The sequence below is a fragment of the Bradyrhizobium sp. YR681 genome, from assembly GCF_000282615.1.
Lineage (GTDB): Bacteria > Pseudomonadota > Alphaproteobacteria > Rhizobiales > Xanthobacteraceae > Bradyrhizobium.
Genome location: NZ_AKIY01000287.1, coordinates 1 through 20281 on the forward strand (window position 1 = coordinate 1; position 20281 = coordinate 20281).

Annotated in this window: 21 protein-coding genes and 1 riboswitch; of the genes, 19 read left to right on the forward strand and 2 right to left on the reverse strand. The window is 65.3% G+C overall.

Features of this window, described 5'->3' with window-relative positions:
- The 14 genes from PMI42_RS30950 to PMI42_RS31015 all read left to right on the forward strand — a co-directional run.
- Window positions 1-959 (forward strand): MBL fold metallo-hydrolase (locus tag PMI42_RS30950; protein WP_008142206.1); only part of this gene is annotated, 959 nt, incomplete at its 5' end.
- A gap of 183 nt (window positions 960-1142) precedes the next feature.
- Complete coding sequence (locus PMI42_RS30955; RefSeq protein WP_008142209.1) at window positions 1143-1694, forward strand: NADPH-dependent FMN reductase; 552 nt, start codon at window positions 1143-1145, stop codon at window positions 1692-1694.
- A 206-nt stretch (window positions 1695-1900) separates the two neighbouring features.
- Window positions 1901-2218 (forward strand): FtsB family cell division protein, encoded by a 318-nt coding sequence (locus PMI42_RS30960; RefSeq protein ID WP_008142211.1) that lies wholly within the window; start codon window positions 1901-1903, stop codon window positions 2216-2218.
- 216 nt (window positions 2219-2434) lie between these two features.
- Window positions 2435-3394 carry a helix-turn-helix domain-containing protein gene (locus PMI42_RS30965; RefSeq protein WP_008142214.1) on the forward strand — a complete coding sequence of 320 codons (960 nt, stop codon included), beginning with the start codon at window positions 2435-2437 and terminating at the stop codon, window positions 3392-3394.
- 171 nt (window positions 3395-3565) lie between these two features.
- Window positions 3566-5083, forward strand: a complete 1518-nt coding sequence (adh, locus tag PMI42_RS30970; protein WP_008142216.1) for an aldehyde dehydrogenase — start codon at window positions 3566-3568, stop codon at window positions 5081-5083.
- 269 nt (window positions 5084-5352) lie between these two features.
- On the forward strand, window positions 5353-6375 hold the full coding sequence (pdhA, locus tag PMI42_RS30975; RefSeq protein WP_008142218.1) for a pyruvate dehydrogenase (acetyl-transferring) E1 component subunit alpha: 1023 nt from the start codon (window positions 5353-5355) through the stop codon (window positions 6373-6375).
- Window positions 6376-6404: 29 nt separating this feature from the next.
- Window positions 6405-7802: a pyruvate dehydrogenase complex E1 component subunit beta gene (locus PMI42_RS30980; RefSeq protein ID WP_008142221.1), complete on the forward strand. Its 1398-nt coding sequence runs from the start codon at window positions 6405-6407 to the stop codon at window positions 7800-7802.
- A gap of 3 nt (window positions 7803-7805) precedes the next feature.
- Window positions 7806-8108, forward strand: a complete 303-nt coding sequence (locus tag PMI42_RS30985) for a DUF5076 domain-containing protein (RefSeq protein WP_008142223.1) — start codon at window positions 7806-7808, stop codon at window positions 8106-8108.
- A gap of 2 nt (window positions 8109-8110) precedes the next feature.
- Window positions 8111-8563, forward strand: a complete 453-nt coding sequence (locus PMI42_RS30990; RefSeq protein ID WP_008142227.1) for a nucleoside deaminase — start codon at window positions 8111-8113, stop codon at window positions 8561-8563.
- 62 nt (window positions 8564-8625) lie between these two features.
- A complete protein-coding gene (locus PMI42_RS30995; protein ID WP_008142228.1) occupies window positions 8626-9978 on the forward strand; it encodes a pyruvate dehydrogenase complex dihydrolipoamide acetyltransferase in 1353 nt (450 codons plus the stop codon).
- Between the two features lie 8 nt (window positions 9979-9986).
- Window positions 9987-10220, forward strand: a complete 234-nt coding sequence (locus tag PMI42_RS31000) for a hypothetical protein (RefSeq protein ID WP_008142230.1) — start codon at window positions 9987-9989, stop codon at window positions 10218-10220.
- Between the two features lie 17 nt (window positions 10221-10237).
- A complete protein-coding gene (lpdA, locus tag PMI42_RS31005; protein WP_008142232.1) occupies window positions 10238-11659 on the forward strand; it encodes a dihydrolipoyl dehydrogenase in 1422 nt (473 codons plus the stop codon).
- Between the two features lie 163 nt (window positions 11660-11822).
- Window positions 11823-13064 carry a threonine synthase gene (locus PMI42_RS31010; RefSeq protein ID WP_008142234.1) on the forward strand — a complete coding sequence of 414 codons (1242 nt, stop codon included), beginning with the start codon at window positions 11823-11825 and terminating at the stop codon, window positions 13062-13064.
- Between the two features lie 83 nt (window positions 13065-13147).
- On the forward strand, window positions 13148-14119 hold the full coding sequence (locus tag PMI42_RS31015; RefSeq protein ID WP_008142237.1) for a tripartite tricarboxylate transporter substrate binding protein BugD: 972 nt from the start codon (window positions 13148-13150) through the stop codon (window positions 14117-14119).
- A 167-nt stretch (window positions 14120-14286) separates the two neighbouring features.
- Here PMI42_RS31015 and PMI42_RS31020 read toward each other — a convergent pair whose 3' ends face one another.
- Complete coding sequence (locus PMI42_RS31020; RefSeq protein WP_008142239.1) at window positions 14287-16473, reverse strand: lytic transglycosylase domain-containing protein; 2187 nt, start codon at window positions 16471-16473, stop codon at window positions 14287-14289.
- Window positions 16474-16794: 321 nt separating this feature from the next.
- Here PMI42_RS31020 and PMI42_RS31025 point away from each other — a divergent pair, with 321 nt between their 5' ends.
- The 3 genes from PMI42_RS31025 (at window position 16795) to PMI42_RS31035 (ending at window position 19256) form a co-directional block, all read left to right on the forward strand.
- On the forward strand, window positions 16795-18531 hold the full coding sequence (locus tag PMI42_RS31025) for an adenylate/guanylate cyclase domain-containing protein (protein WP_008142241.1): 1737 nt from the start codon (window positions 16795-16797) through the stop codon (window positions 18529-18531).
- 105 nt (window positions 18532-18636) lie between these two features.
- Entirely contained in the window at window positions 18637-18813 is a 177-nt protein-coding gene (locus PMI42_RS40195; protein WP_008142242.1) for a hypothetical protein, read from the forward strand.
- A gap of 230 nt (window positions 18814-19043) precedes the next feature.
- Complete coding sequence (locus tag PMI42_RS31035; protein ID WP_035967146.1) at window positions 19044-19256, forward strand: hypothetical protein; 213 nt, start codon at window positions 19044-19046, stop codon at window positions 19254-19256.
- Here the strand turns inward: PMI42_RS31035 and PMI42_RS40685 are convergent.
- Window positions 19240-19368, reverse strand: coding sequence for a hypothetical protein (locus PMI42_RS40685; protein ID WP_283805810.1), 129 nt, complete (start codon window positions 19366-19368; stop codon window positions 19240-19242). The genes PMI42_RS31035 and PMI42_RS40685 overlap by 17 nt on opposite strands.
- Before the next feature lie 43 nt (window positions 19369-19411).
- Between PMI42_RS40685 and PMI42_RS38225 the strand changes: the two genes are divergently transcribed.
- Window positions 19412-19669, forward strand: coding sequence for a hypothetical protein (locus tag PMI42_RS38225; protein ID WP_008142247.1), 258 nt, complete (start codon window positions 19412-19414; stop codon window positions 19667-19669).
- Window positions 19670-19821: 152 nt separating this feature from the next.
- Window positions 19822-20004 carry a hypothetical protein gene (locus PMI42_RS31045; RefSeq protein ID WP_240535303.1) on the forward strand — a complete coding sequence of 61 codons (183 nt, stop codon included), beginning with the start codon at window positions 19822-19824 and terminating at the stop codon, window positions 20002-20004.
- 55 nt (window positions 20005-20059) lie between these two features.
- A riboswitch (cobalamin riboswitch) is annotated at window positions 20060-20274 on the forward strand.
- Window positions 20275-20281: the final 7 nt, after the last annotated feature.

The following is a 20281-nucleotide window of genomic DNA, read 5'->3' on the forward strand; positions in this document are numbered from 1 at the left end:
CCGCCGTCGGTGCGCCTGCCGTGACCGGCCTCCGGCCGACCATCGCCGATGCCGCAGTGCCGCAAGCCGGCACGCAGGCGCCGGGCTTCTATCGCTACAAGGTCGGCAGCATCGAGTGCACCTCGATCAACGACGGCGCGCGCACCTTCCCGATGCCGGACAAGTTCGTCGTCAACGCGCCCAAGGACGAGGCGCTCGCCGCGGGCGAGGCCGCCTACATGCCCAAGGGCATGGTCACGGTGCCGTTCAATCCGCAGCTCATCAACACCGGCTCCAAGCTCGTGCTGATCGATGCGGGTAACGGCATCGCGAATTTCGAGGCGAGCAAGGGCGCGGTCGGCCGCACGCTGCAAAACCTCGCCGCTGCCGGCGTCGATCCCAAGAGCATCGACGTCGTGCTGCTGTCGCATCTGCATCCTGATCACACCAACGGCATTCGCCTCGCCGACGGCGGGCTCGCCTTCCCGAATGCGGAGATCATGGTGCCGGGCAAGGATTGGGAGTTCTGGACCAGCGAGGACAACACGGCCAAGGCCGAGTCCAATCCGATGATGAAGAACTACTTCGCCAACGTGAAGAAGACCTTTGCCGGCCTGGAGTCCAAGGTCACCAAATACGAGTGGGGCAAGGAGGTCGTATCAGGCATCACCTCGATCGCGACGCCCGGCCATACGCCCGGCCACACCTCGTTCGCGGTCGCATCCGGCGATGCCAAGGTGCTGATCCAGTCCGACGTCACCAACATTCCGGAATTCTTCCTGCGCAACCCGGACTGGCACGTGGTGTTCGACACCGATGCCGCGATGGCGCAGGAGACGCGCCACAAATTCTACGACATGGCGGCGGCCGAGAAGGCGACCGTGATCGGCTTCCACTTTACCTTCCCCTCGGTGGGCCATGTCGAGAAGGACGGCGCAAAATACCGCCTGATCCCGTCGGCGTGGAATCCGACGATCTGATCCCGGTTGCAGATTTGCGCGAAACATCGGGCCGCCGCTTGGCGGCCTGATTGTTTTCGGCGACCATCTGCTTTCGCGAAACTCTGCGTTTCCAAATCGGACCAGTTCATGCACTTGCATCCATCAGTCCGGATCGCTTAAGTGCCGCCCGGCACTTCCCCTCAAGGTTTCAAGGATACCACCATGGCCTACAACATCGTCGTGATCGCCGGCAGCCTGCGCAAGGACAGCTTTTCGCTGAAGATCGCCAATGCACTGGCCAAGCTTGCGCCGGCCTCTCTCAAGCTCGAGGTCGTCACCCCCGCTGGCATCTCGTTCTTCAACCAGGACCTCGAGGGCGCGCCGCCCGCCGACTGGCTGGCCTTCCGCGAAAAACTCCAGAAGTCGGACGGCGTCCTGTTCATCACCCCCGAGTACAACCGCGCGATCCCGGGCGTCCTGAAGAATGCCATCGACGTCGCCTCGCGCCCCTATGGCAAGAGCTCGTTCAACGGCAAGCCGGTCGGCATCATCTCGAACTCGCCGGGTCCGCTCGGTGGCGTCAGCGCTGCCAAGACGCTGCAGAACATCCTGCCGGGCATTTCGGGCCCGATCATGCAGCAGCCCGAGGCCTATCTGAACGCCGTCGGCGACGCGTTTGACGCGGAGGGCAATCTGGTCAAGGACTCGCTGAAGCCGGTGCTCCAGGCCTATATCGACGCCTTCGCCGCGCACGTGGCCAAGCATCACGGCTGAGGCTGAATTCCCCCGCGGCCACACTGAAAGTCCTCATCCTGAGGAGACCGCGAAGCGGTCGTCTCGAAGGATGGCCGCGGGGACAGTCGGGCCTGCATGGTTCGAGACGGCCGCTGCGCGGCCTCCTCACCATGAGGATATGGAAGTGCGCGACGCGGGCAGGGCGCATTAGCACTCCCTTAACCAAGCTGCCCCATCTTCCCAGGATGGTCTCCCGCGCGCGCCTGAAATCGATCCTGACCGGCCTTGCCCTCTATGCGATGGCGGCCGCCATCGTCGGCTATTTCGGCGTCAACGCCTATACCGGCAAATACGGCCTCAATGCCCGCCAGGAGCTCGACCAGGAGATCATCGCGCTGACGAGCGAGCTGGCGCAGCTCAAGCGCGAGCGTGCCAAGAGCGAGCAGCGCGTCTCGCTGCTGCGGTCCGCGCGGATCGATCCCGACATGCTGGACGAGCGGGCGCGGTTCCAGCTCGATTACGTCAATCCGCGCGATCTGGTTCGGATGATCCCTCAGAACTAGCGCGTCCGCGCGTTTCGAAACCGGTATCGAAAGCCGGCGTCGCCGACCGCCACCTTCTCCATCACACCGAAAGTCGCAGGACCGAAGCCGCGGTGCCGCCTTGACGTAACGGCGCCGGCAGGGGCATGGCTTGAGCGGCGCGCTGCCCTGCAAGATTGACGGAGATCAATCCGGCCGCGCCGGCAGGTCCTAGATTGCCACCCGGAGGAAACGGTGATGAATGGGCAAGCCCCCCAGCATCACGCGGCTCGTGTCGAGGCCGCTATTACATCAGGCCAGGCGGCTCGGTCCGCGCTCGTGGCCTCTTGGCGCCGTTCGTCCCGATTGCATCATCTCGATCCCTCCGGCCGGGGCCTGTCCCAGCGGCTGACAGACGCGGAACTCCGCGAGGCGCGCGAGCGTATCGCGCCGCTGCTCGCCGCCGCGCAAGGCGCGATGGACCGGCTCTACCAGGCGGTTGGCGCTGCCGGCTGCTGCGTGCTGCTGGCCGACGGCGAGGGGATTCCGGTCGATCGTCGGGGCGTGTCCGCAGACGATGCCACGTTCCAGTCCTGGGGCCTGTGGACCGGTGCGCTCTGGAGCGAGGAGCACGAGGGCACCAACGGCATCGGCACCTGCGTCGTCGAGCAGCGGCCGCTGACGATAGATCGCGACCAGCACTTCTTCACCCGCAATACGCTGCTGAGCTGCACGGCCGTGCCGATCTACGACCACGAGGCGGCCTTCGCCGGCGTGCTCGACGTCTCCTCCTGCCGCGCCGACCGCACCGATGCGTTCTCCAATCTGATTGCGCTTGCGGCGGGCGAGGCGGCGAGGCGGATCGAGGCCGACCTGTTCCGCCGCGCCTTCGCCCATGCCCGCATCGTGTTGACGCAAGCTGCGGACGGCCAGTGCGGCGGCCTCGTCGCGGTGGATGCGGATGATCTCGTGATCGGGGCGACCCGGTCTGCCCGGGCAGGACTGGGGCTTCCGCCAGGACGGGCGTTACGACCGGTGCCTGCGGCCGATCTGCTCGGCGGCGATGTTGCGCGCGACCACCTCGCCGGCGGCCAGCGCGCCGTGTTGCAGCGGGCGCTGCTCCGCGCCGGCGGCAACGTGTCGGCGGCCGCCAAGGCGCTCGGCGTCAGCCGCGCCACGCTGCACAGGAAGCTGAAGCGGTTCGAGCTGAACCACTGAGCCCGCGCGTTTCCCGCCCTTCAACGTCGCCCACCACCTGTCTCAGAACTGCGACAGGTCCGCGCGTCCATCGCTCTTGGCAGGGCTGACAGCACACGTCTCCCGCGACATCGTGGGCGCAAGTCGTGAACACACGACGACAAGCGCAAACAGCAACAACGGGAGTGATCAATGAACAAGGTGGAATTTCTCGGCGTCACCCAGAATCCCTTCGCCGCACGCTACGACAATTTCATCGGCGGCAAGTTCGTCGCACCGAAGTCCGGCAAGTATTTCGACAACGCCTCGCCGGTGAACGGCCAGATCGTCTGCAAGATTGCGCGCTCCGATGCGCAGGACGTCGAAGCCGCGCTCGATGCAGCGCATGCCGCCAAGGACGCCTGGGGCCGCACCAGCGTGGCCGAGCGTGCCGCGATCCTGAACCGGATCGCCGACCGCATGGAAGAGAATCTCGAGCGCCTCGCGATTGCCGAGACCTGGGACAACGGCAAGCCGATCCGCGAGACCCGCGCCGCCGACATCCCGCTCGCCATCGACCACTTCCGCTATTTTGCCGGCGTGGTGCGCGGCCAGGAAGGCTCGATCGGCGAGATCGACCACGACACCATCGCCTATCATTTCCATGAGCCGCTCGGCGTGGTCGGGCAGATCATTCCCTGGAACTTCCCGCTGCTGATGGCGTGCTGGAAGCTCGCGCCCGCACTCGCCGCCGGCAATTGCGTCGTGCTCAAGCCCGCCGAACAGACCCCGGCCTCGATCATGGTCTGGGCCGAGATCATCGGCGATCTGTTGCCGTCAGGCGTCCTCAACATCGTCAACGGCTTCGGCCTCGAGGCCGGCAAGCCGCTCGCCTCCAGCCCGCGCATCGCGAAAATCGCCTTCACCGGCGAGACCACGACGGGCCGGCTGATCATGCAATATGCCAGCCAGAACCTGATCCCGGTCACGCTGGAGCTCGGCGGCAAGTCGCCGAACATCTTCTTCAAGGACGTCACCGCCGAGGACGACGATTTCTTCGACAAGGCGATCGAAGGCTTCGTCATGTTCGCGCTCAACCAAGGCGAGGTCTGCACCTGTCCGAGCCGGGCGCTGGTGCATGCCGACATCTATGACCGCTTCATGGAGCGGGCTCTGAAGCGCGTCGCGGCGATCAAGCAGGGCGACCCGCGTGCGGCCGACACCATGATCGGCGCGCAGGCCTCCGGCGAGCAGCTCGCGAAAATCCTGTCCTATATCGACATCGGCAAGCAGGAGGGCGCCAAGGTCCTGGCCGGCGGCGGCCGCGCCGAGCTCGGCGGTGATCTCTCCGGCGGCTTCTACGTCCAGCCGACGGTGTTCGAGGGCCACAACAAGATGCGCATCTTCCAGGAGGAGATCTTCGGCCCCGTCGTCTCGGTCACGACCTTCAAGACCGACGAGGAGGCGCTCGCGATCGCCAACGACACGCTGTATGGCCTCGGCGCCGGCGTCTGGAGCCGCGATGCCAACCGCTGCTACCGCTTCGGCCGGGCGATCCAGGCCGGCCGCGTCTGGACCAATTGCTACCACGCCTATCCCGCGCATGCGGCCTTCGGCGGTTACAAGCAGTCGGGCGTCGGTCGCGAGACCCACAAGATGATGCTCGATCACTACCAGCAGACCAAGAATCTGCTGGTCAGCTACAGCCCGAAGAAGCTCGGCTTCTTCTGATCGGGCAGGGCAAGGGCGGCGCCGTTTTGGCGCCGCTCGTTCCGAATAGCGGGACTTGATCGGGGCCCACGCTTCTTGACGCGGCCGCGAATCTGCGCGTGCGGCCGCAGTGCATAGAATTGTTGCCCGATCGGCGCCAAAGATTTTGCAATATTACGATCACGTTGCACTGCGGCATAATGAAAACCGTGCCATGTCGCCGCGGTGCTTTCCAACGGCGTTTGACTTGGGTTAGAGAGGGCTGAAGTTTTCTCTGACCCGGAATTCCCATGGCCGCACCCAAGAAAGCCGCCGCAGGCGCTGCACAGGACAATATCGACGGCGGTTCGCCCCCGGAATTCACCAGGGAACAGGAGTTCAAGGCGCTCCGCGAGATGCTCCTGATCCGGCGGTTCGAGGAAAAGGCCGGCCAGCTCTACGGCATGGGTGCGATCGGCGGCTTCTGCCATCTCTATATCGGCCAGGAGGCCGTGGTGGTCGGCATGCAGATGGCCCTGAAAGAGGGCGATCAGGTCATCACCGGCTATCGCGATCACGGCCATATGCTTGCCACCGGCATGGAGGCCAACGGCGTCATGGCCGAGCTCACGGGCCGCCGTGGCGGCTATTCCAAGGGCAAGGGCGGCTCCATGCACATGTTCAGCAAGGAGAAGCACTTTTACGGTGGCCACGGCATCGTCGGCGCCCAGGTCTCGCTCGGCACCGGGCTTGCTTTTGCCAACAACTATCGCGGTAACAACAACGTCAGCGTCACCTATTTCGGCGACGGCGCGGCCAACCAGGGCCAGGTCTATGAGAGCTTCAACATGGCGGAGCTCTGGAAACTGCCGGTGATCTACGTCATCGAGAACAATCGCTACGCCATGGGCACCTCGGTCTCGCGCGCCTCGGCGCAGCAGGATTTCTCCAAGCGCGGCGCCTCCTTCAACATTCCCGGCAAGCAGGTCGACGGCATGGATGTCCGCGCCGTCAAGGCGGCGGGCGAGGAGGCTGCGGCCTGGTGCCGCGCCGGCAAGGGCCCCTTCATCCTGGAGATGCAGACCTACCGCTATCGCGGCCACTCGATGTCCGACCCTGCAAAATACCGCACGCGCGAGGAGGTCGAGAAGGTCCGCCATGACCAGGACCCGATCGAGCAGGTGCGCAATCGCCTGCTGGCCGCGAAGGTCAGCGAGTCCGATCTCAAGGCGATCGACGCCGAGGTGCGTGACATCGTCAACGCGTCCGCCGATTTCGCCCAGCATGATCCCGAGCCGGATGCCGCCGAGCTCTGGACCGACATTTACCGCTGAACGCGCGCAAGCTTTCTTTTGGAGTCGATATGCCAATTCAAGTGCTGATGCCCGCGTTGTCGCCCACGATGGAAAAGGGCAACCTTGCCAAGTGGCTGAAAAAAGAGGGCGAGACCATCAAGTCGGGTGACGTGATCGCCGAGATCGAGACCGACAAGGCCACGATGGAGGTCGAGGCGACCGACGAGGGGACGCTCGGCAAGATCCTGATCCCGGAAGGGACCGCCGACGTCGCGGTGAACACGCCGATCGCGACCATCCTCGCTGACGGTGAGAGCGCCGCCGATCTCGCCAAGGCGCCTGCGCCGGCCGCGAAGGCTGCGGAGTCTGCTCCGCCCGCCGCTGCAAAGGCCGAGGCACCCGCGCCCAAGTCTTCAGAGACAAAGGCTGCGCCGGCGCCGCAGGCTGTCGCCGAGCCCGATCCGGAAGTGCCCGCCGGCACCGAGATGGTGACGCAGACCATCCGCGAAGCGCTGCGCGACGCCATGGCCGAAGAGATGCGCCGCGACGCCGACGTCTTCGTGATGGGCGAAGAGGTCGCCGAATATCAGGGCGCCTACAAGGTGACCCAGGGCCTGCTCCAGGAGTTCGGCGCCAAGCGCGTCATCGACACCCCGATCACCGAGCACGGCTTTGCCGGCGTCGGCGTCGGCGCCGCGATGACGGGCCTCAAACCCATCGTCGAGTTCATGACCTTCAACTTCGCCATGCAGGCGATCGACCAGATCATCAACTCCGCGGCCAAGACGCTCTATATGTCCGGCGGCCAGATGGGCTGCTCGATCGTGTTCCGCGGGCCGAACGGCGCAGCTGCGCGCGTCGCTGCCCAGCACAGCCAGGATTACTCGGCCTGGTACTCGAACATTCCCGGCCTCAAGGTCGTCGCGCCGTTCTCGGCCGCCGACTACAAGGGTCTGCTCAAGGCGGCGATCCGCGATCCCAATCCGGTGATCTTCCTCGAGAACGAGGTGCTGTACGGTCACACCGGCGAAGTGCCGAAACTCGATGACTTCATCGTCCCGATCGGCAAGGCCCGCATCGCCCGCGCCGGCAGCCACGTCACCCTGATCTCCTGGTCCAACGGCATGACCTACGCGCTGAAGGCGGCCGACGAGCTCGCCAAGGACGGCATCGAGGCCGAGGTGATCGATCTGCGCACGCTGCGCCCGATGGACACCGAGACCATCATCAACTCGGTCAAGAAGACCGGCCGTGCGGTCACGGTGGAAGAGGGCTGGGCCCAGAGCGGCGTCGGCGCCGAAATCGCCGCGCGCATCATGGAGCACGCCTTCGATTACCTGGACGCGCCGGTCGCGCGCGTCTCCGGCAAGGACGTGCCGATGCCTTATGCTGCGAATCTGGAGAAGCTCGCGCTGCCTTCGGCGGCTGAAGTGGTCGAGGCCGCCAAAGCCGTCTGCTACAGGTAGACCATGGCGGGCCCGAAGGAGCAGCCACTGCCGCCCGACGTCATGACCCGCGAGGACGCGGTCGAGATCCTGCGCGTGTTCGTGCTGGACGGCGGGCTGTCGATGGCGTTCCAGCGGGCCTTCGAGGAGCCCGACATGTGGGGCCTGCTGCTGGTCGATCTTGCCCGCCACGCCGCGCGCGCCTATGCGCGTGAGAGCGAATATACCGAGGAGGACGCGTTGAGCCGGATCCTCGAGATGTTCCAGGCGGAGATCGAGCGCCCCACGGACACCGGCACCACGACGCCGCGCGGGAAAGGGCACTGACCGTGACGATCGAATCCTACCATTTCGACTTCATGCTCGAGGCGATCCGCGAGGCGCAGGACTCGATCGCGCAAGGCGGCCTGCCGATCGGAGCCGTGCTGACGCGCGACAACAAGATCATCGCCCGCGGCCACAACAACCGCGTGCAGGAAAACAACGTGATCCTGCACGGCGAGATGAGCTGCCTGCGCGAGGCCGGCGCGATCTCGTTTCACGACACAGTCATGTACACCACGCTGTCGCCATGCTCGATGTGTGCCGGCGCGCTCGCTTTGTTCAAGGTCAAGCTGGTGGTGATCGGGGAATCCGTCACCTTCGAGGGATCCAAGGACATTCTCGACAAGTTCGGAATCCCCTGGATCGACCTTGCCGACGACCGCTCCATCACCATGATGAAGACTTGGCGTTCCATCCCTGCCAATGAGCGCCTCTGGCAAGGCGACATCGGCAACTAAACCTGGTCTGTTCGTCTTCGCTGTCGGAGACGAATTTTTGCAAAGTTCCTCTTGAGGTCAGCATGCCCATCAACATCCTGATGCCCGCTCTCTCGCCAACGATGGAGAAGGGCAACCTCGCCAAATGGCTGAAGAAGGAAGGCGACAAGGTCAAATCCGGCGACGTCATCGCCGAGATCGAGACCGACAAGGCCACCATGGAGGTCGAGGCCATCGACGAGGGCACGATCGCCAGGATCCTGGTGCCCGAGGGCACGCAGGACGTCCCGGTCAATGACGTGATCGCGGTGCTCGCCGGCGAGGGCGAGGACGTGAAGGCGGCTGGCGCCGCCAAGCCAAGCGCTGCGGCCGCGCCGCCGAAGGCCGAGAAGCCTGCCGAAGCTCCCGCCGCTGCGCCGGCGCCTGCTGCGCCCAAGGCCGCGCCGGCGCCTGCCGCCGCACCTGCGCCGCAGGCTGCAGCTCCTGCCGCGCAGAGCAACGGCCATGCCGGCCGTGTGTTCTCGTCGCCGCTCGCGCGCCGCCTCGCCAAGGACGCCGGCATCGATGTCAGCATGGTCACCGGCACTGGCCCGCATGGCCGCGTGGTCGCCCGCGACGTCGAGCAGGCCAAGTCCGGCAAGGGCCTCAAGGCACCCGCCGCGGCGCCGTCCGCCGCGCCCTCGATCGCGCCGACCATGTCGGACAAGCAGATCCTGTCGCTGTTCGAGCCGGGCTCCTACGAGGTCGTCCCGCACGACGGCATGCGCCGGACCATCGCGCAGCGCCTGACCGCGTCGATCCAGAACGTCCCGCACTTCTACCTCACCATCGACTGCGACATCGGCAAGCTGCTCGCCGCGCGCGAGGAGATCAATGCGGCAGCTCCGAAGGACAAGGAGAAGAAGCCGCTCTACAAGATCTCGGTCAACGACTTCGTCATCAAGGCGATGGCGGTGGCGCTCCAGAAGATCCCGAACTGCAACGTCAGCTGGACCGAAAGCGGCATGGTCAAGCACCACCATTCCGACGTCGGCGTCGCCGTGGCGATGCCCGGCGGCCTGATCACGCCGATCATCCGCAAGGCCGAGACTAAGACGCTCTCGACCATCTCCAACGAGATGAAGGATTTTGCCGCGCGCGCCCGCTCGCGCAAGCTGAAGCCCGAAGAGTACCAGGGCGGCACCACCGCCGTTTCCAACCTCGGCATGTTCGGCATCAGCCATTTCACCGCCGTGATCAACCCGCCGCATGCGACGATCCTTGCGGTCGGCACCAGCGAGGAGCGCCCCGTCGTGCGTGGCGGCAAGATCGAGATCGCGAACATGATGAGCGTGACCTTGTCCTGCGATCACCGCGCCATCGACGGCGCGCTCGGCGCCGAGCTGATCGGCGCGTTCAAGCAGCTGATTGAAAATCCCGTCATGATGATGGTCTGAGATGGCGCATGACGACGCGCTGGCCCTGGATCTCGGTGCTGATCTCGCTGATCGCGACGCTCAGCCCGCTCGGCCGGGACGTCGTTGAGTCAGCCTTCTTTGCCGGTGAGGCGCTGTCGCGCAACATCTGGGCGCCGATCGCGCTCACCATCTTTGCCGTCATGGCGGCGGTCATTCTCGCGGAATGGCTGATCAGAGCTTACATCCTCAATCGCCGCGCCCGCGGCGCAACGACCGCTTGAGTTGAACGGGAGCCGACATGGCCGACACATCCTTCGACATCATCATCATCGGCTCCGGTCCCGGCGGCTATGTCACCGCGATCCGTGCCGCCCAGCTCGGCTTCAAGGTCGCGATCGTCGAGAAATCCTATCTCGGCGGCATCTGCCTGAACTGGGGCTGCATCCCGACCAAGGCGCTGCTGCGCTCGGCCGAGATCTACCACTACATGCAGCACGCCAAGGATTATGGCCTGTCGGCGGACAACGTCTCGTTCGATCCGAAGGCCGTGGTGCAGCGCTCGCGCGGCGTCTCGAAGCGCCTCAACGACGGCGTCGGCTTCCTGATGAAGAAGAACAAGGTCAGCGTGATCTGGGGCGCCGCCTCGATCGACGCCCCCGGCAAGGTCACCGTGAAGAAGTCCGACGTCGAGGCGCCGAAGGGGGCGCTGGGCGAGGGGGCTTATCAGGCAAAACACATCATCGTTGCGACCGGTGCGCGGCCGCGCGTGCTGCCCGGGCTCGAGCCCGACAAGAAGCTGATCTGGACCTATTTCGAGGCGATGGTCCCGGAGAAGATGCCGAAGTCGCTGCTGGTGGTCGGCTCCGGCGCGATCGGCATCGAGTTCGCCTCGTTCTTCCACACCATGGGCTCTGACGTGACCGTGGTCGAGGTGCTGCCGCAGATCCTCCCCGTCGAGGATGCCGAGATCGCAGGCCTTGCCCGCAAGCGCCTTGAGAAGCAGGGCATCAAGATCATGTCCTCGACGAAAGTGACAAAACTGGAGAAGAAGGCCGACAGCGTCGTTGCCACCATCGACGACGGCAAGGGCAAGCCCGTTACCACCGAATTCGAGCGCGTGATTTCGGCGGTCGGCGTCGTCGGCAACGTCGAGAATCTCGGCCTGGAAAAGCTCGGTGTGAAGACCGACCGCGGCTGCATCGTGATCGACGGCTACGGCAAGACCAACATCCCCGGCATCTACGCCATTGGCGACGTCGCGGGCCCCCCGATGCTGGCGCACAAGGCCGAGCACGAGGGCGTGGTCTGCGTCGAGGCGATCAAGGGCCTGCATCCGCATCCCATGGACAAGCTCCTGATCCCCGGCTGCACCTATTGCAACCCGCAGGTCGCTTCCGTCGGTCTCACCGAAGCGAAGGCGAAAGAGGGTGGCCGCGAGATCCGCGTCGGCCGCTTCCCCTTCGTCGGCAACGGCAAGGCGATCGCGCTCGGCGAGGACCAGGGCCTGGTCAAGGTGATCTTCGACAAGAAGACCGGCCAGCTCCTGGGCGCGCACATGGTCGGCGCCGAGGTGACCGAGCTGATCCAGGGCTACGTCGTCGCCATGAACCTGGAGACCACGGAAGAAGAGCTGATGCACACGGTGTTCCCGCATCCGACCCTGTCGGAGATGATGAAGGAGGCCGTACTGGATGCGTATGGAAGGGTGCTGAATATTTGATGCCAGACCCGTCATCCTGAGGTGCTCGCGCAGCGAGCCTCGAAGGATGCGCGGCCGAGATGCAGCAGCCGGGCTCGTCGCCCTTCGAGGCCTCCGCTTCGCTTGGGCGCCTCAGGGTGACGAGTTCAATAGCGACAAGCAGAACAAGAAGAGGGAAGAACCCATGCACGACAACGACAATCTCACCATCGAACGCCCGACCTTCGTCACGCATCTCGAATGCGCCATGGAGGGCGACCATTACGCCGCCGATGAGGTCCACAACCTCTCCAAGGCCGGCAAGCCGCTGCTGGTGCGCTACGACCTCGCAGGCGTGAAGAAGGCGCTGACCAAGGATGCGCTCGCCCAGCGTCCCGCCGACATGTGGCGCTACCGCGAGCTGCTGCCGGTGCGCAAGTGCCAGGACATCGTCTCGCTCGGCGAAGTCACCACGCCCCTGATCCGGCTGCCCAAGCTCGGCAAAAAGCTCGGCGGCGGCGAGATCATCGTCAAGGACGAAGGACGCCTGCCGACCGGCTCGTTCAAGGCGCGCGGCCTCGTGATGGCGGTGTCGATGGGCAAGGCGCTCGGCATCAAGCACATGGCGATGCCGACCAACGGCAATGCCGGCGCGGCGCTCGCGGCCTATGCGACGAGCTGCGGCATCAAGACCACGATCTTCTGCCCCGCTGATACGCCGGAAGTGAATGTCAGCGAGATCGAGCTGCAGGGCGCAACCGTCTACCGCGTCAACGGCTATATCGACGATTGCGGCAAGATCGTCGGCGAGGGCAAGGCGAAGGTCGGCTGGTTCGACACCTCGACGCTGAAGGAGCCGTACCGAATCGAAGGCAAGAAGACGATGGGCCTGGAGCTTGCCGAGCAGCTCGGCTGGGACGTGCCCGACGTGATCTTCTATCCGACCGGCGGCGGCACCGGCCTGATTGGCATGTGGAAGGCCTTCGATGAGCTGGAGAAGATCGGCTTCATCGGCTCGAAGCGCCCGCGGATGGTCGCGGTGCAGGCTTCCGGCTGTGCGCCGATGGTGCGCGCCTACGAGGCCGGCACCGAGCATGCGACACGCTGGGAGGACGCGCACACCATTGCATCCGGCATCCGCGTGCCGCAGGCGATCGGCGATTTCCTCATTCTGCGCGCGGTGCGCGAGAGCAAGGGCTTTGCGATCGCTGTCGACGACGACAAGATCTCGTCGGCCCTGAACGAAGTCGCGCGCGAGGAGGGGCTGTTGCTGTGTCCCGAGGGCGCGGCGACCTATGCCGCCTACAAGGACAGCCTTGCCGACGGCCGCGTCTCGAAGGGCGACCGCGTGATGCTGTTCAACTGCGCGACCGGCCTGAAGTACCCGCTGCCGCCGGTCGCCCGCGCGCTCGACCGTCACAAGCCGATCGACTACACGCAGTTCTAACGCGTCAAGGCGCTACGAACGATCCCTCTTCCCGTACGCGGGGAGAGGCAACAAATAACAATGACATCGCTGGGGAGAAGACAATGAAGAAGGCCGTCTGGGCCGGGCTTGTCGCTATTCTTGCTCTCACGGGCGCCGCGCGCGCCGACGACTATCCCTCGCATCCCATCACCATCATCGTTCCCTTCGCCGCCGGCGGGCCGTCGGATGCGATGGCGCGCGTGCTCGCCGAGCGGATGCGGACCTCGCTCGGCCAGCCCCTGGTGATCGAGAACGTCACCGGCGCGGGCGGCTCGATCGGCGTCGCTCGCGCCGTGCAATCGCCGCCTGATGGATACACCATCTCGTTCGGCCATCTCGGCACCCACGTCGCCAACGGCGCCGTCTACAAGCTCAAATACGACCTCGTCGCCGATCTCGAGCCGGTGGTGCTGCTGCCGAGCAACCCGATGATCGTCGTCAGCAAGAACGCGGTGCCCGCGACCTCGCTGAAGGAGCTTCTGGACTGGCTGAAGTCGAGGCCGTCGCCGCCGACCGCCGGCACCGCCGGCGCAGGCTCGGGCAGCCACATCGCCGGTGTCTATTTCGAGAGCGTCTCCGGCATCAAGCTGCAATACGTGCCGTATCGCGGCACCGCGCCCGCTCTGAACGATCTCATCGCCGGCCAGATCGACGTCATCGTCGACCAGACCTCCAACTCCATCAACCAGGTTCGCGCCGGCACCATTCGCGCTTACGCCGTCACCGACGACAAGCGTCTTGCGTCCGCGCCCGACATCCCGACCGCGGAGGAGGCGGGGCTGAAAGGCTTCAACATGACGCTGTGGTCGGGCATGTGGGTGCCCAAGGGCACGCCGAAGGAGATCGTGACCAGGCTGAATGCCGCCGCCGTGGAAGCGCTGAACGATCCCGCGGTGAAGAAGCAGCTCGAAAGCCAGGGTCTCGAGATGACGCCGCAGGATCAGCTCACCCCCGAAGCCCTCGGCGCGCGGCAAAAGGCCGAGATCGCAAAGTGGTGGCCGATGATCAAGGCGGCGAACATCAAGGTGGAATGAGGACGCTCGCACGCTTGCCGCCGCACCTGCCGACCTCATCCCGAGGAGGCCGCGCAAGCGGCCGTCTCGAAGGATGCGCCGCGCGCGATATCGGGGCCTTCATCCTTCGAGACGCCTGCTGCGCAGGCTCCTCAGGATGAGGGGATAGAATGGACGCAGACGGCAGATTAATCCGACCCCGTAAATCCCACCGGCACGGCCACGGCAGCGGCGTCCTTCGTCACCACGCGCTCGTCGCTCTTGCCGGCGACGACGCTGCTGCCCTCGAACCTTGCGCGATAGACCAGCACGTTCTCCATCACGCGCTGGACGTAGTTGCGCGTCTCGGACAGCGGGATGCGCTCGACCCAGTCGACCGGATCGACATTGGGGTCACGGGGGTCGCCGCGCGCCTGCACCCATTCGCGCACGCGGCCGCGGCCCGCGTTGTAGCCGGCGAAGGTCATGATCTGGTTGCCGCGATATTCCGATAGCAACGCGCTGAGCTCGGCCGCGCCCATCTGCGTGTTGTAGACGGGATCGGAGACCATCCTGTCCCAGTCATAGGTCAGGCCGAAGCGCTTTGCGGTATCGCGGCCCGCTTCGGGCGTTACCTGCATCAGGCCGACGGCGTTGGCGGCCGACTTGTCGCGCTGGTCGAACGAGCTTTCGGTGCGTGCCACCGAATAGATCACGCTGGTCTCGATCGCCGGCGCGACCTGCTTGTGCTCGGGAATGCCGATGGTCGGGAAGGCGTAGTGGTCGAGCGCAAGGCCGCGCGCCAGCGCCGACTTGCCGACCTCCAGCATCACGCGTGCATCGTTGCGCCGGCCGGCAAGCTCGCCGAGCGCTTCGAGCGCGGCGACGTCGGTGCTCTCCCTGGCGAAATCTTCGGCGTAGTAAAACACCATGTCGCGCTCGCCGATGCCGTAGAGCATCTCCGCGGCGCGGACGCGGTCATCCCCGGGCGGCGTGTCGACCGCTGCCAGCACGGGCGAGGGCGGGCGCAGCTCGATCCGGTCGATGCCGAGCTTTACGCGCGCGAGCTGGCCGTAATAGGCGGTCGGATAGCGAGCCGCGGCCTTGTAGCTCATGCGTGCATCGGCGGTCGCCCCCATGACTTCGGCGGCGCGGCCGCGCCAGTAATGGGCGCGCGACAGCGCCAGCGGATTGGCCGAGCCCTCGTCGATCGCGGCGAAATGCACCATCGCCGCCCTGGGATCGTCGAGATAGCGCAGCGCGATCCAGCCGCACATGAAATGATAGTCGACCCGGTAGACTTCCTTCTCGGGTACGGCGGCGGTGCGCACCACGTCATAGGCGGTCTTGAACTTGCCCTGGTCGAGCAGCTTTCGCGCCAGCAGGCGGCGTTCGCGCCACCAGGCGTCGGTGTCCTGCGCCGCCATCATGTCGGGCGCGGCGGCAAGGATCACCTCGGCGGCGTCGTCGATACGGTCGTTCTGGAGATGCCATTGCGCGCGGCACAGCACATAACCGAGGTCGCGGCGCGCCTCGGTCGAGACGTCCTCGAGATAGTCCTTGGCCTTACTGGCCTTGCCGGTGACCGCCGAGCAGGCCTTGATGATCGCGAGCGCATCCTCGCCGAGCCGCTTTGCGGCGCGCCTTGCGCCGGCATAGTCCTTGGCACCGAGCCGCTTGTCCATGCGGGCGCGATGATCCTCGGCGGTCAGGAGATCGCGGAACGCCTCGTTGGCATCCTCCTCGCTGCGCTCAGACAATTCCTCCGCGCGCCAGGCGTCCCGCACGAGGCGCGCGGCCCTGTCGGCATCGCCTTCGGCGAGCAGCACGCGGGCGAGCGCGAACTTGCCCTTGGCGCTGGTCGGCCGGTCCATCGTGAATTTGTGGACGGTCGCCGCGTCGCTCTTCTCCTGCCACAGCCGCGCCTCGGCGCGGCGGCGGAGCAGGGTGCTGCTCGGCCAGTCCGGATTGGCGGCGAGGAAGGCGGCATAGCGCTTGAAATTGGCGGTGCTCTCGGAATGGCGCAGCATGAACCAGTCGGCAAGCTTCTGTCCAGCGGGGTCGGCGATGCGCTCGCGCGCCGCGCTCGCATCGTCGGTCTTGCCCTTGCGCGCGAGATCGATGGCGTCCTTCAGCGCGGCGAGGTCGCCGGTCAGCGGCGCAGCGGCGGGCTTGTCCGAGGCCTCGTCGTCCTTCTTCGACTTGCGCTTGGCCTCGGCATGCTTGCCGTGCTTCGACTTCGCCGCGGCGGCATGGCGCTGTTTGCCGGCTTTCGCCTCATGCGTCTTTTTCGGCGCAGATGATTTGTGACTGCTCTTCGCTGCCGCCTCGGTCGGAAGGAAGGCCACAGCGGCCATGGCAACGACACACGCGAGCGAGCGTAGGCACTGGTTCATTGCGTGGTCCCCCTGCGAAACCAGTACAAACCAAGGTCCGCGACGACATGCGGCTCGAGAATCAAAAAGACATCACAACGATGCCACGGCATCGTTTCGCATTCGTCACGCTGTCGCAACAATGCGGCAAAATACGGATGGAGCGCGGGAACTTCCGAAACGGCAGAAACGGCAGCGTCTTTAACCTTTGTTAACGAATGGGGCTCGCGCGACGGTTGCGTGCGGCTCAAGACGCCGTGCGGGCAGATTGCGCGTGTTCCCGAGGCGAAATTCGGTGTATTGAGTTCCCGAAGCCTCCTGTCAGCTCTTGTCCCCACAGCCATGCCGCTTTTCAACCAGTCGATCCGGCGCAAAATCGTCGGCATCGCCCTCGGATTGATCGTCCTGATGCTCGTCACCTCGATCCTGTCGATGGTGATGTCGAGCCAGGTCGGTGTCCTCCTGGACGAGCTGACCACCCGCTACATCCCGGCGTACAGCCATCTGGCGCGCGCCAATATCCGCTCGCTCGAGCGGGCGCTGGCGCTACGGCAAATGGTCATGACCAGGATGGGCACGGCGACGGACGAGGAGGCCTACGCAGCGCGGCTTCGCGACTTCGAGGCATTGGACCGCAAGTTCGAGGAGGAGGCCGAGGCCGCGCGCAAGCTCATCAACGCCATCATCGACGATTCCAGGACGTATTCCGACAATGCCGCGCTGGGCCGGCTCGACGTTCGTATCGAAAGCGCTGTCACCGAGCTGCGGCGCAGTCTGGACGAGGGCAACGCGAAACTGCTCAAGCAGGTCGCGGCCAAGGACATGGCCGAGGCCCGCAGCACGCTGGAACAGCTCGACACGCTACGCGATGCGTTCAATCGGAAGGTGGACGCGATCCGTGCCGACATGCTGACGCAGGTTTTCTTCTCGACGTCGCAGGTGATCGGTCGGCAACACCAGGCGATCGTCGTGTCGGGCATCGTGACCTTGCTTGCTGCGGTGCTTGGATTTGCCTTTGCGCTGCTGGTGTCCGGCGGCATCACGCGGCCGGTGCGGTTGTTGCTCGCCGGCACCCGCGAGGTCGAGGCCGGCCGCTTCGACAAGACCATCGCCGTCTCGACCAAGGACGAGATCGGCGAGCTGGCAGCTGCCTTCAACCGCATGATCGAGCAGCTCCGGCACAACGAGCGCATCCGCGAGACCTTCGGCCGCTACATCGATCCCAAGGTGGTGCAGGGCCTGATCGATCGGCCGGAGGTCGCCATCGACGGCCAGCGCCGGGTCATGACCATCATGTTCTCGGACATGAGCGGCTTCACCGCGATGAGCGAGGGCATGACCCCGCGCGGCCTCGTCAAGGTGATGAATCACTATTTCACCGTGATGTCCGCTCCGATCAGGAGCAACCGCGGCGTCATCGACAAATATATCGGCGACGCCATCATGGCCTATTGGGGCCCGCCCTTCATCGAGGAGGGCGAGCCGGCCTTGCTTGCCGGCCTCGCCGCCATCGACATGGCCGGCCAGGTGCCCGGGCTCCAGAAGCAATTGCCTGATCTGCTCGGCATCCGCGCGATGCCGGCGCCGTGCGACCTGCGCATCGGCATCGCCACCGGCGAGGTCCTGACCGGCAGCATCGGCTCCGAGCTGATGATGAGCTTCACCGTGATGGGCGACGCCGTGAACCTCGCCTCGCGGCTCGAGGCCGTCAACAAGCTCTATGGCACCCGCATCCTGATCGCGCAGGCGACGGCGGATGCGATCGGCTCGGATCTCGAATTGCGCGAGATCGATCGCCTGGCGGTCGCCGGCCAGAACGCGCCGCAAGCGATCTTCGAGGTGATGGGGCGGGCAGGCGCGCTCACCGCCGCGCAGGACAGTCTGCGCATGCACTATGCCGAAGGCCTCGCCGCCTATCGCACCCGCCGCTTCGACGAGGCGCGCACCGCCCTCAACGCGGCGCTCGAAGCCGTTCCGGGCGACGGTCCCTCGCGCACGCTGCTCGACCGCATCGCGCAGTTCGAAGCTCATCCGCCGGCCGCCGATTGGGACGGCGCCTGGCGGCTGGACAGCAAATAGCTGGACCGGCTGCAATAATTGATTCTACCCCATAACGATGTTCGCCGTGACCTATTTCCAGGGCTTAGGTTGGGTGTCCTTGAGGCGTTTGATGGGGACACGCCGATGACAGAACTTGAGGACAGGCTGGAGCGGTTCGAGACACTCACCGCCGAATGCGAACTGATCACCAAACTCGCCACCGACAGCACCAAGCGGGAGTTCTACCTGAAGCTTTCGGAGCAGTACCGCCAGCTCGCGCAGGACATGCGGCAGGCGATCGCGACCAGGGCTGCGGCCTGAGGTGGGGACTGACGTAAGCCCCGGAACGTAAGCCCCGGACATGCAAACCGCTGCATGATGCGCGGAGACCATTGCGGGGCCGCGCGGTTGCAAGCCGATCTTAACGTTTGGCACGCATTCTCGACGCGTGGGAACGCGTCATGCGATTCTCCGTTGTGGGAATGCCGAGGCTCGTTGCGATGCAGCGTGCCTCGCGAATGTTGTCTGGTCGCGCCTTACAGGGCAATCCCATGCGCCTTCTTGCGGTCCTCATCTTTGCGCTCATGACGGCGGCCTGCAACCAGGAGCAGGACATCACGGGCTCGACCGCATCCTGTCCGGCGCGGAATTACACCTCCTACAACCCGCGCGACATGAACCAGTGCGTGACCGCCTGCAAGGCGTGCGACCATGGCAACACCGTCACCTGCACCACCTCCTGCACGCTCAAGGGCGCCCACTGAGCGGCATCGCCGGCGCTTCGGCAACGGCATCGCCGACGAAGCCTGCTGCCGTGACGTCGCCAGTTCCCGTGATGGAGGACTGGCGGTGCTCGCGCACCGGAACGATTTGCATGAGATAATCATTGATAGCACGGGCAGGACGCGGAGTCCTATGGATGGGTATGCTCGATCCCGGTCGGTTCCTGGTGTCGTGCTCGCATTGCGAGGCATGGCCGATGGCGGCCAACGTGAAACGTTCGAGTTGGTCGGCATCCCCGCACGAGGTCCGCTTCGTATGCCCGCGCTGCCGCCGCGAGGAGACTGCGATCGTCTCCGCCTCCGGCGAGCTGATGCCGATCAAGCGCATCGAAGTCCCGCCGCGCGACGTCACCGCAGCCTGGGCTCAGGCCCAGCGTTCACGAGGGCGGGCTTAGCCGGCTTGTTTCGAGCACGACGATGGGGAGCGTCGATTGGCGCGATCCCGTTTTGGAACCCGGCCGACGCTTGGGCGTTTCCGCCCGACACCAACGCGATCGAGGCTGTGCGAATGATCAGCGAGCATTTCGACATCCGGACACGGATCAACATGAAGCTGGCGCTGGACCGGATCTGCCGCAATCGCCCTCACGGCGAAGACCACGGCTTCCGCAGGTCGGTTGCCGAGAACATCATCCGCTGCGCGCACGCAGGCAGGACCGGCATCGGCCAGCTCGTCGATGCCGGCGAGCGGGCGGTGATCCGGATCCGGGAGGAGCGCGAGTACGCGTGATCCGACGTTCGGGCTCATCGCGCAACCGGCCGATTGACTCACCTTGCGTCTGGCCCGTAGATTGATCGGTGACGGTTCTCCCTAGGGAGATCAAAAGGGAACGTGGTGCGGGAATATCCCAATGCTGGGATTTTCTCAATGCCATGGCTGCCCCCGCAACTGTAAGCGGTGAATCTTTCGTCATATGCCACTGGGAATCTCGGTCCTGGGAAGGCGACGTAGAGGTTACGACCCGCGAGCCAGGAGACCTGCCGTCAGCCGTGGTCACACGCGAAGA

Bases quoted from the DNA above. Each gene is read 5' to 3' on its own strand.
- PMI42_RS40195 (WP_008142242.1), top strand. From the start codon at position 18,637: ATGACAGAACTTGAGGACAGGCTGGAGCGGTTCGAGACACTCACCGCC.
- PMI42_RS31035 (WP_035967146.1), top strand. From the start codon at position 19,044: ATGCGCCTTCTTGCGGTCCTCATCTTTGCGCTCATGACGGCGGCCTGC.
- adh (WP_008142216.1), top strand. From the start codon at position 3,566: ATGAACAAGGTGGAATTTCTCGGCGTCACCCAGAATCCCTTCGCCGCA.
- PMI42_RS30960 (WP_008142211.1), top strand. From the start codon at position 1,901: ATGGTCTCCCGCGCGCGCCTGAAATCGATCCTGACCGGCCTTGCCCTC.
- PMI42_RS31020 (WP_008142239.1), bottom strand. From the start codon at position 16,473: ATGAACCAGTGCCTACGCTCGCTCGCGTGTGTCGTTGCCATGGCCGCT.
- PMI42_RS31015 (WP_008142237.1), top strand. From the start codon at position 13,148: ATGAAGAAGGCCGTCTGGGCCGGGCTTGTCGCTATTCTTGCTCTCACG.
- PMI42_RS30955 (WP_008142209.1), top strand. From the start codon at position 1,143: ATGGCCTACAACATCGTCGTGATCGCCGGCAGCCTGCGCAAGGACAGC.
- PMI42_RS30980 (WP_008142221.1), top strand. From the start codon at position 6,405: ATGCCAATTCAAGTGCTGATGCCCGCGTTGTCGCCCACGATGGAAAAG.
- PMI42_RS31010 (WP_008142234.1), top strand. From the start codon at position 11,823: ATGCACGACAACGACAATCTCACCATCGAACGCCCGACCTTCGTCACG.
- pdhA (WP_008142218.1), top strand. From the start codon at position 5,353: ATGGCCGCACCCAAGAAAGCCGCCGCAGGCGCTGCACAGGACAATATC.
- PMI42_RS30995 (WP_008142228.1), top strand. From the start codon at position 8,626: ATGCCCATCAACATCCTGATGCCCGCTCTCTCGCCAACGATGGAGAAG.
- PMI42_RS30985 (WP_008142223.1), top strand. From the start codon at position 7,806: ATGGCGGGCCCGAAGGAGCAGCCACTGCCGCCCGACGTCATGACCCGC.
- PMI42_RS31025 (WP_008142241.1), top strand. From the start codon at position 16,795: ATGCCGCTTTTCAACCAGTCGATCCGGCGCAAAATCGTCGGCATCGCC.
- PMI42_RS31000 (WP_008142230.1), top strand. From the start codon at position 9,987: ATGACGACGCGCTGGCCCTGGATCTCGGTGCTGATCTCGCTGATCGCG.
- lpdA (WP_008142232.1), top strand. From the start codon at position 10,238: ATGGCCGACACATCCTTCGACATCATCATCATCGGCTCCGGTCCCGGC.
- PMI42_RS38225 (WP_008142247.1), top strand. From the start codon at position 19,412: ATGGGTATGCTCGATCCCGGTCGGTTCCTGGTGTCGTGCTCGCATTGC.
- PMI42_RS30965 (WP_008142214.1), top strand. From the start codon at position 2,435: ATGAATGGGCAAGCCCCCCAGCATCACGCGGCTCGTGTCGAGGCCGCT.
- PMI42_RS31045 (WP_240535303.1), top strand. From the start codon at position 19,822: ATGAAGCTGGCGCTGGACCGGATCTGCCGCAATCGCCCTCACGGCGAA.
- PMI42_RS40685 (WP_283805810.1), bottom strand. From the start codon at position 19,368: ATGCAAATCGTTCCGGTGCGCGAGCACCGCCAGTCCTCCATCACGGGA.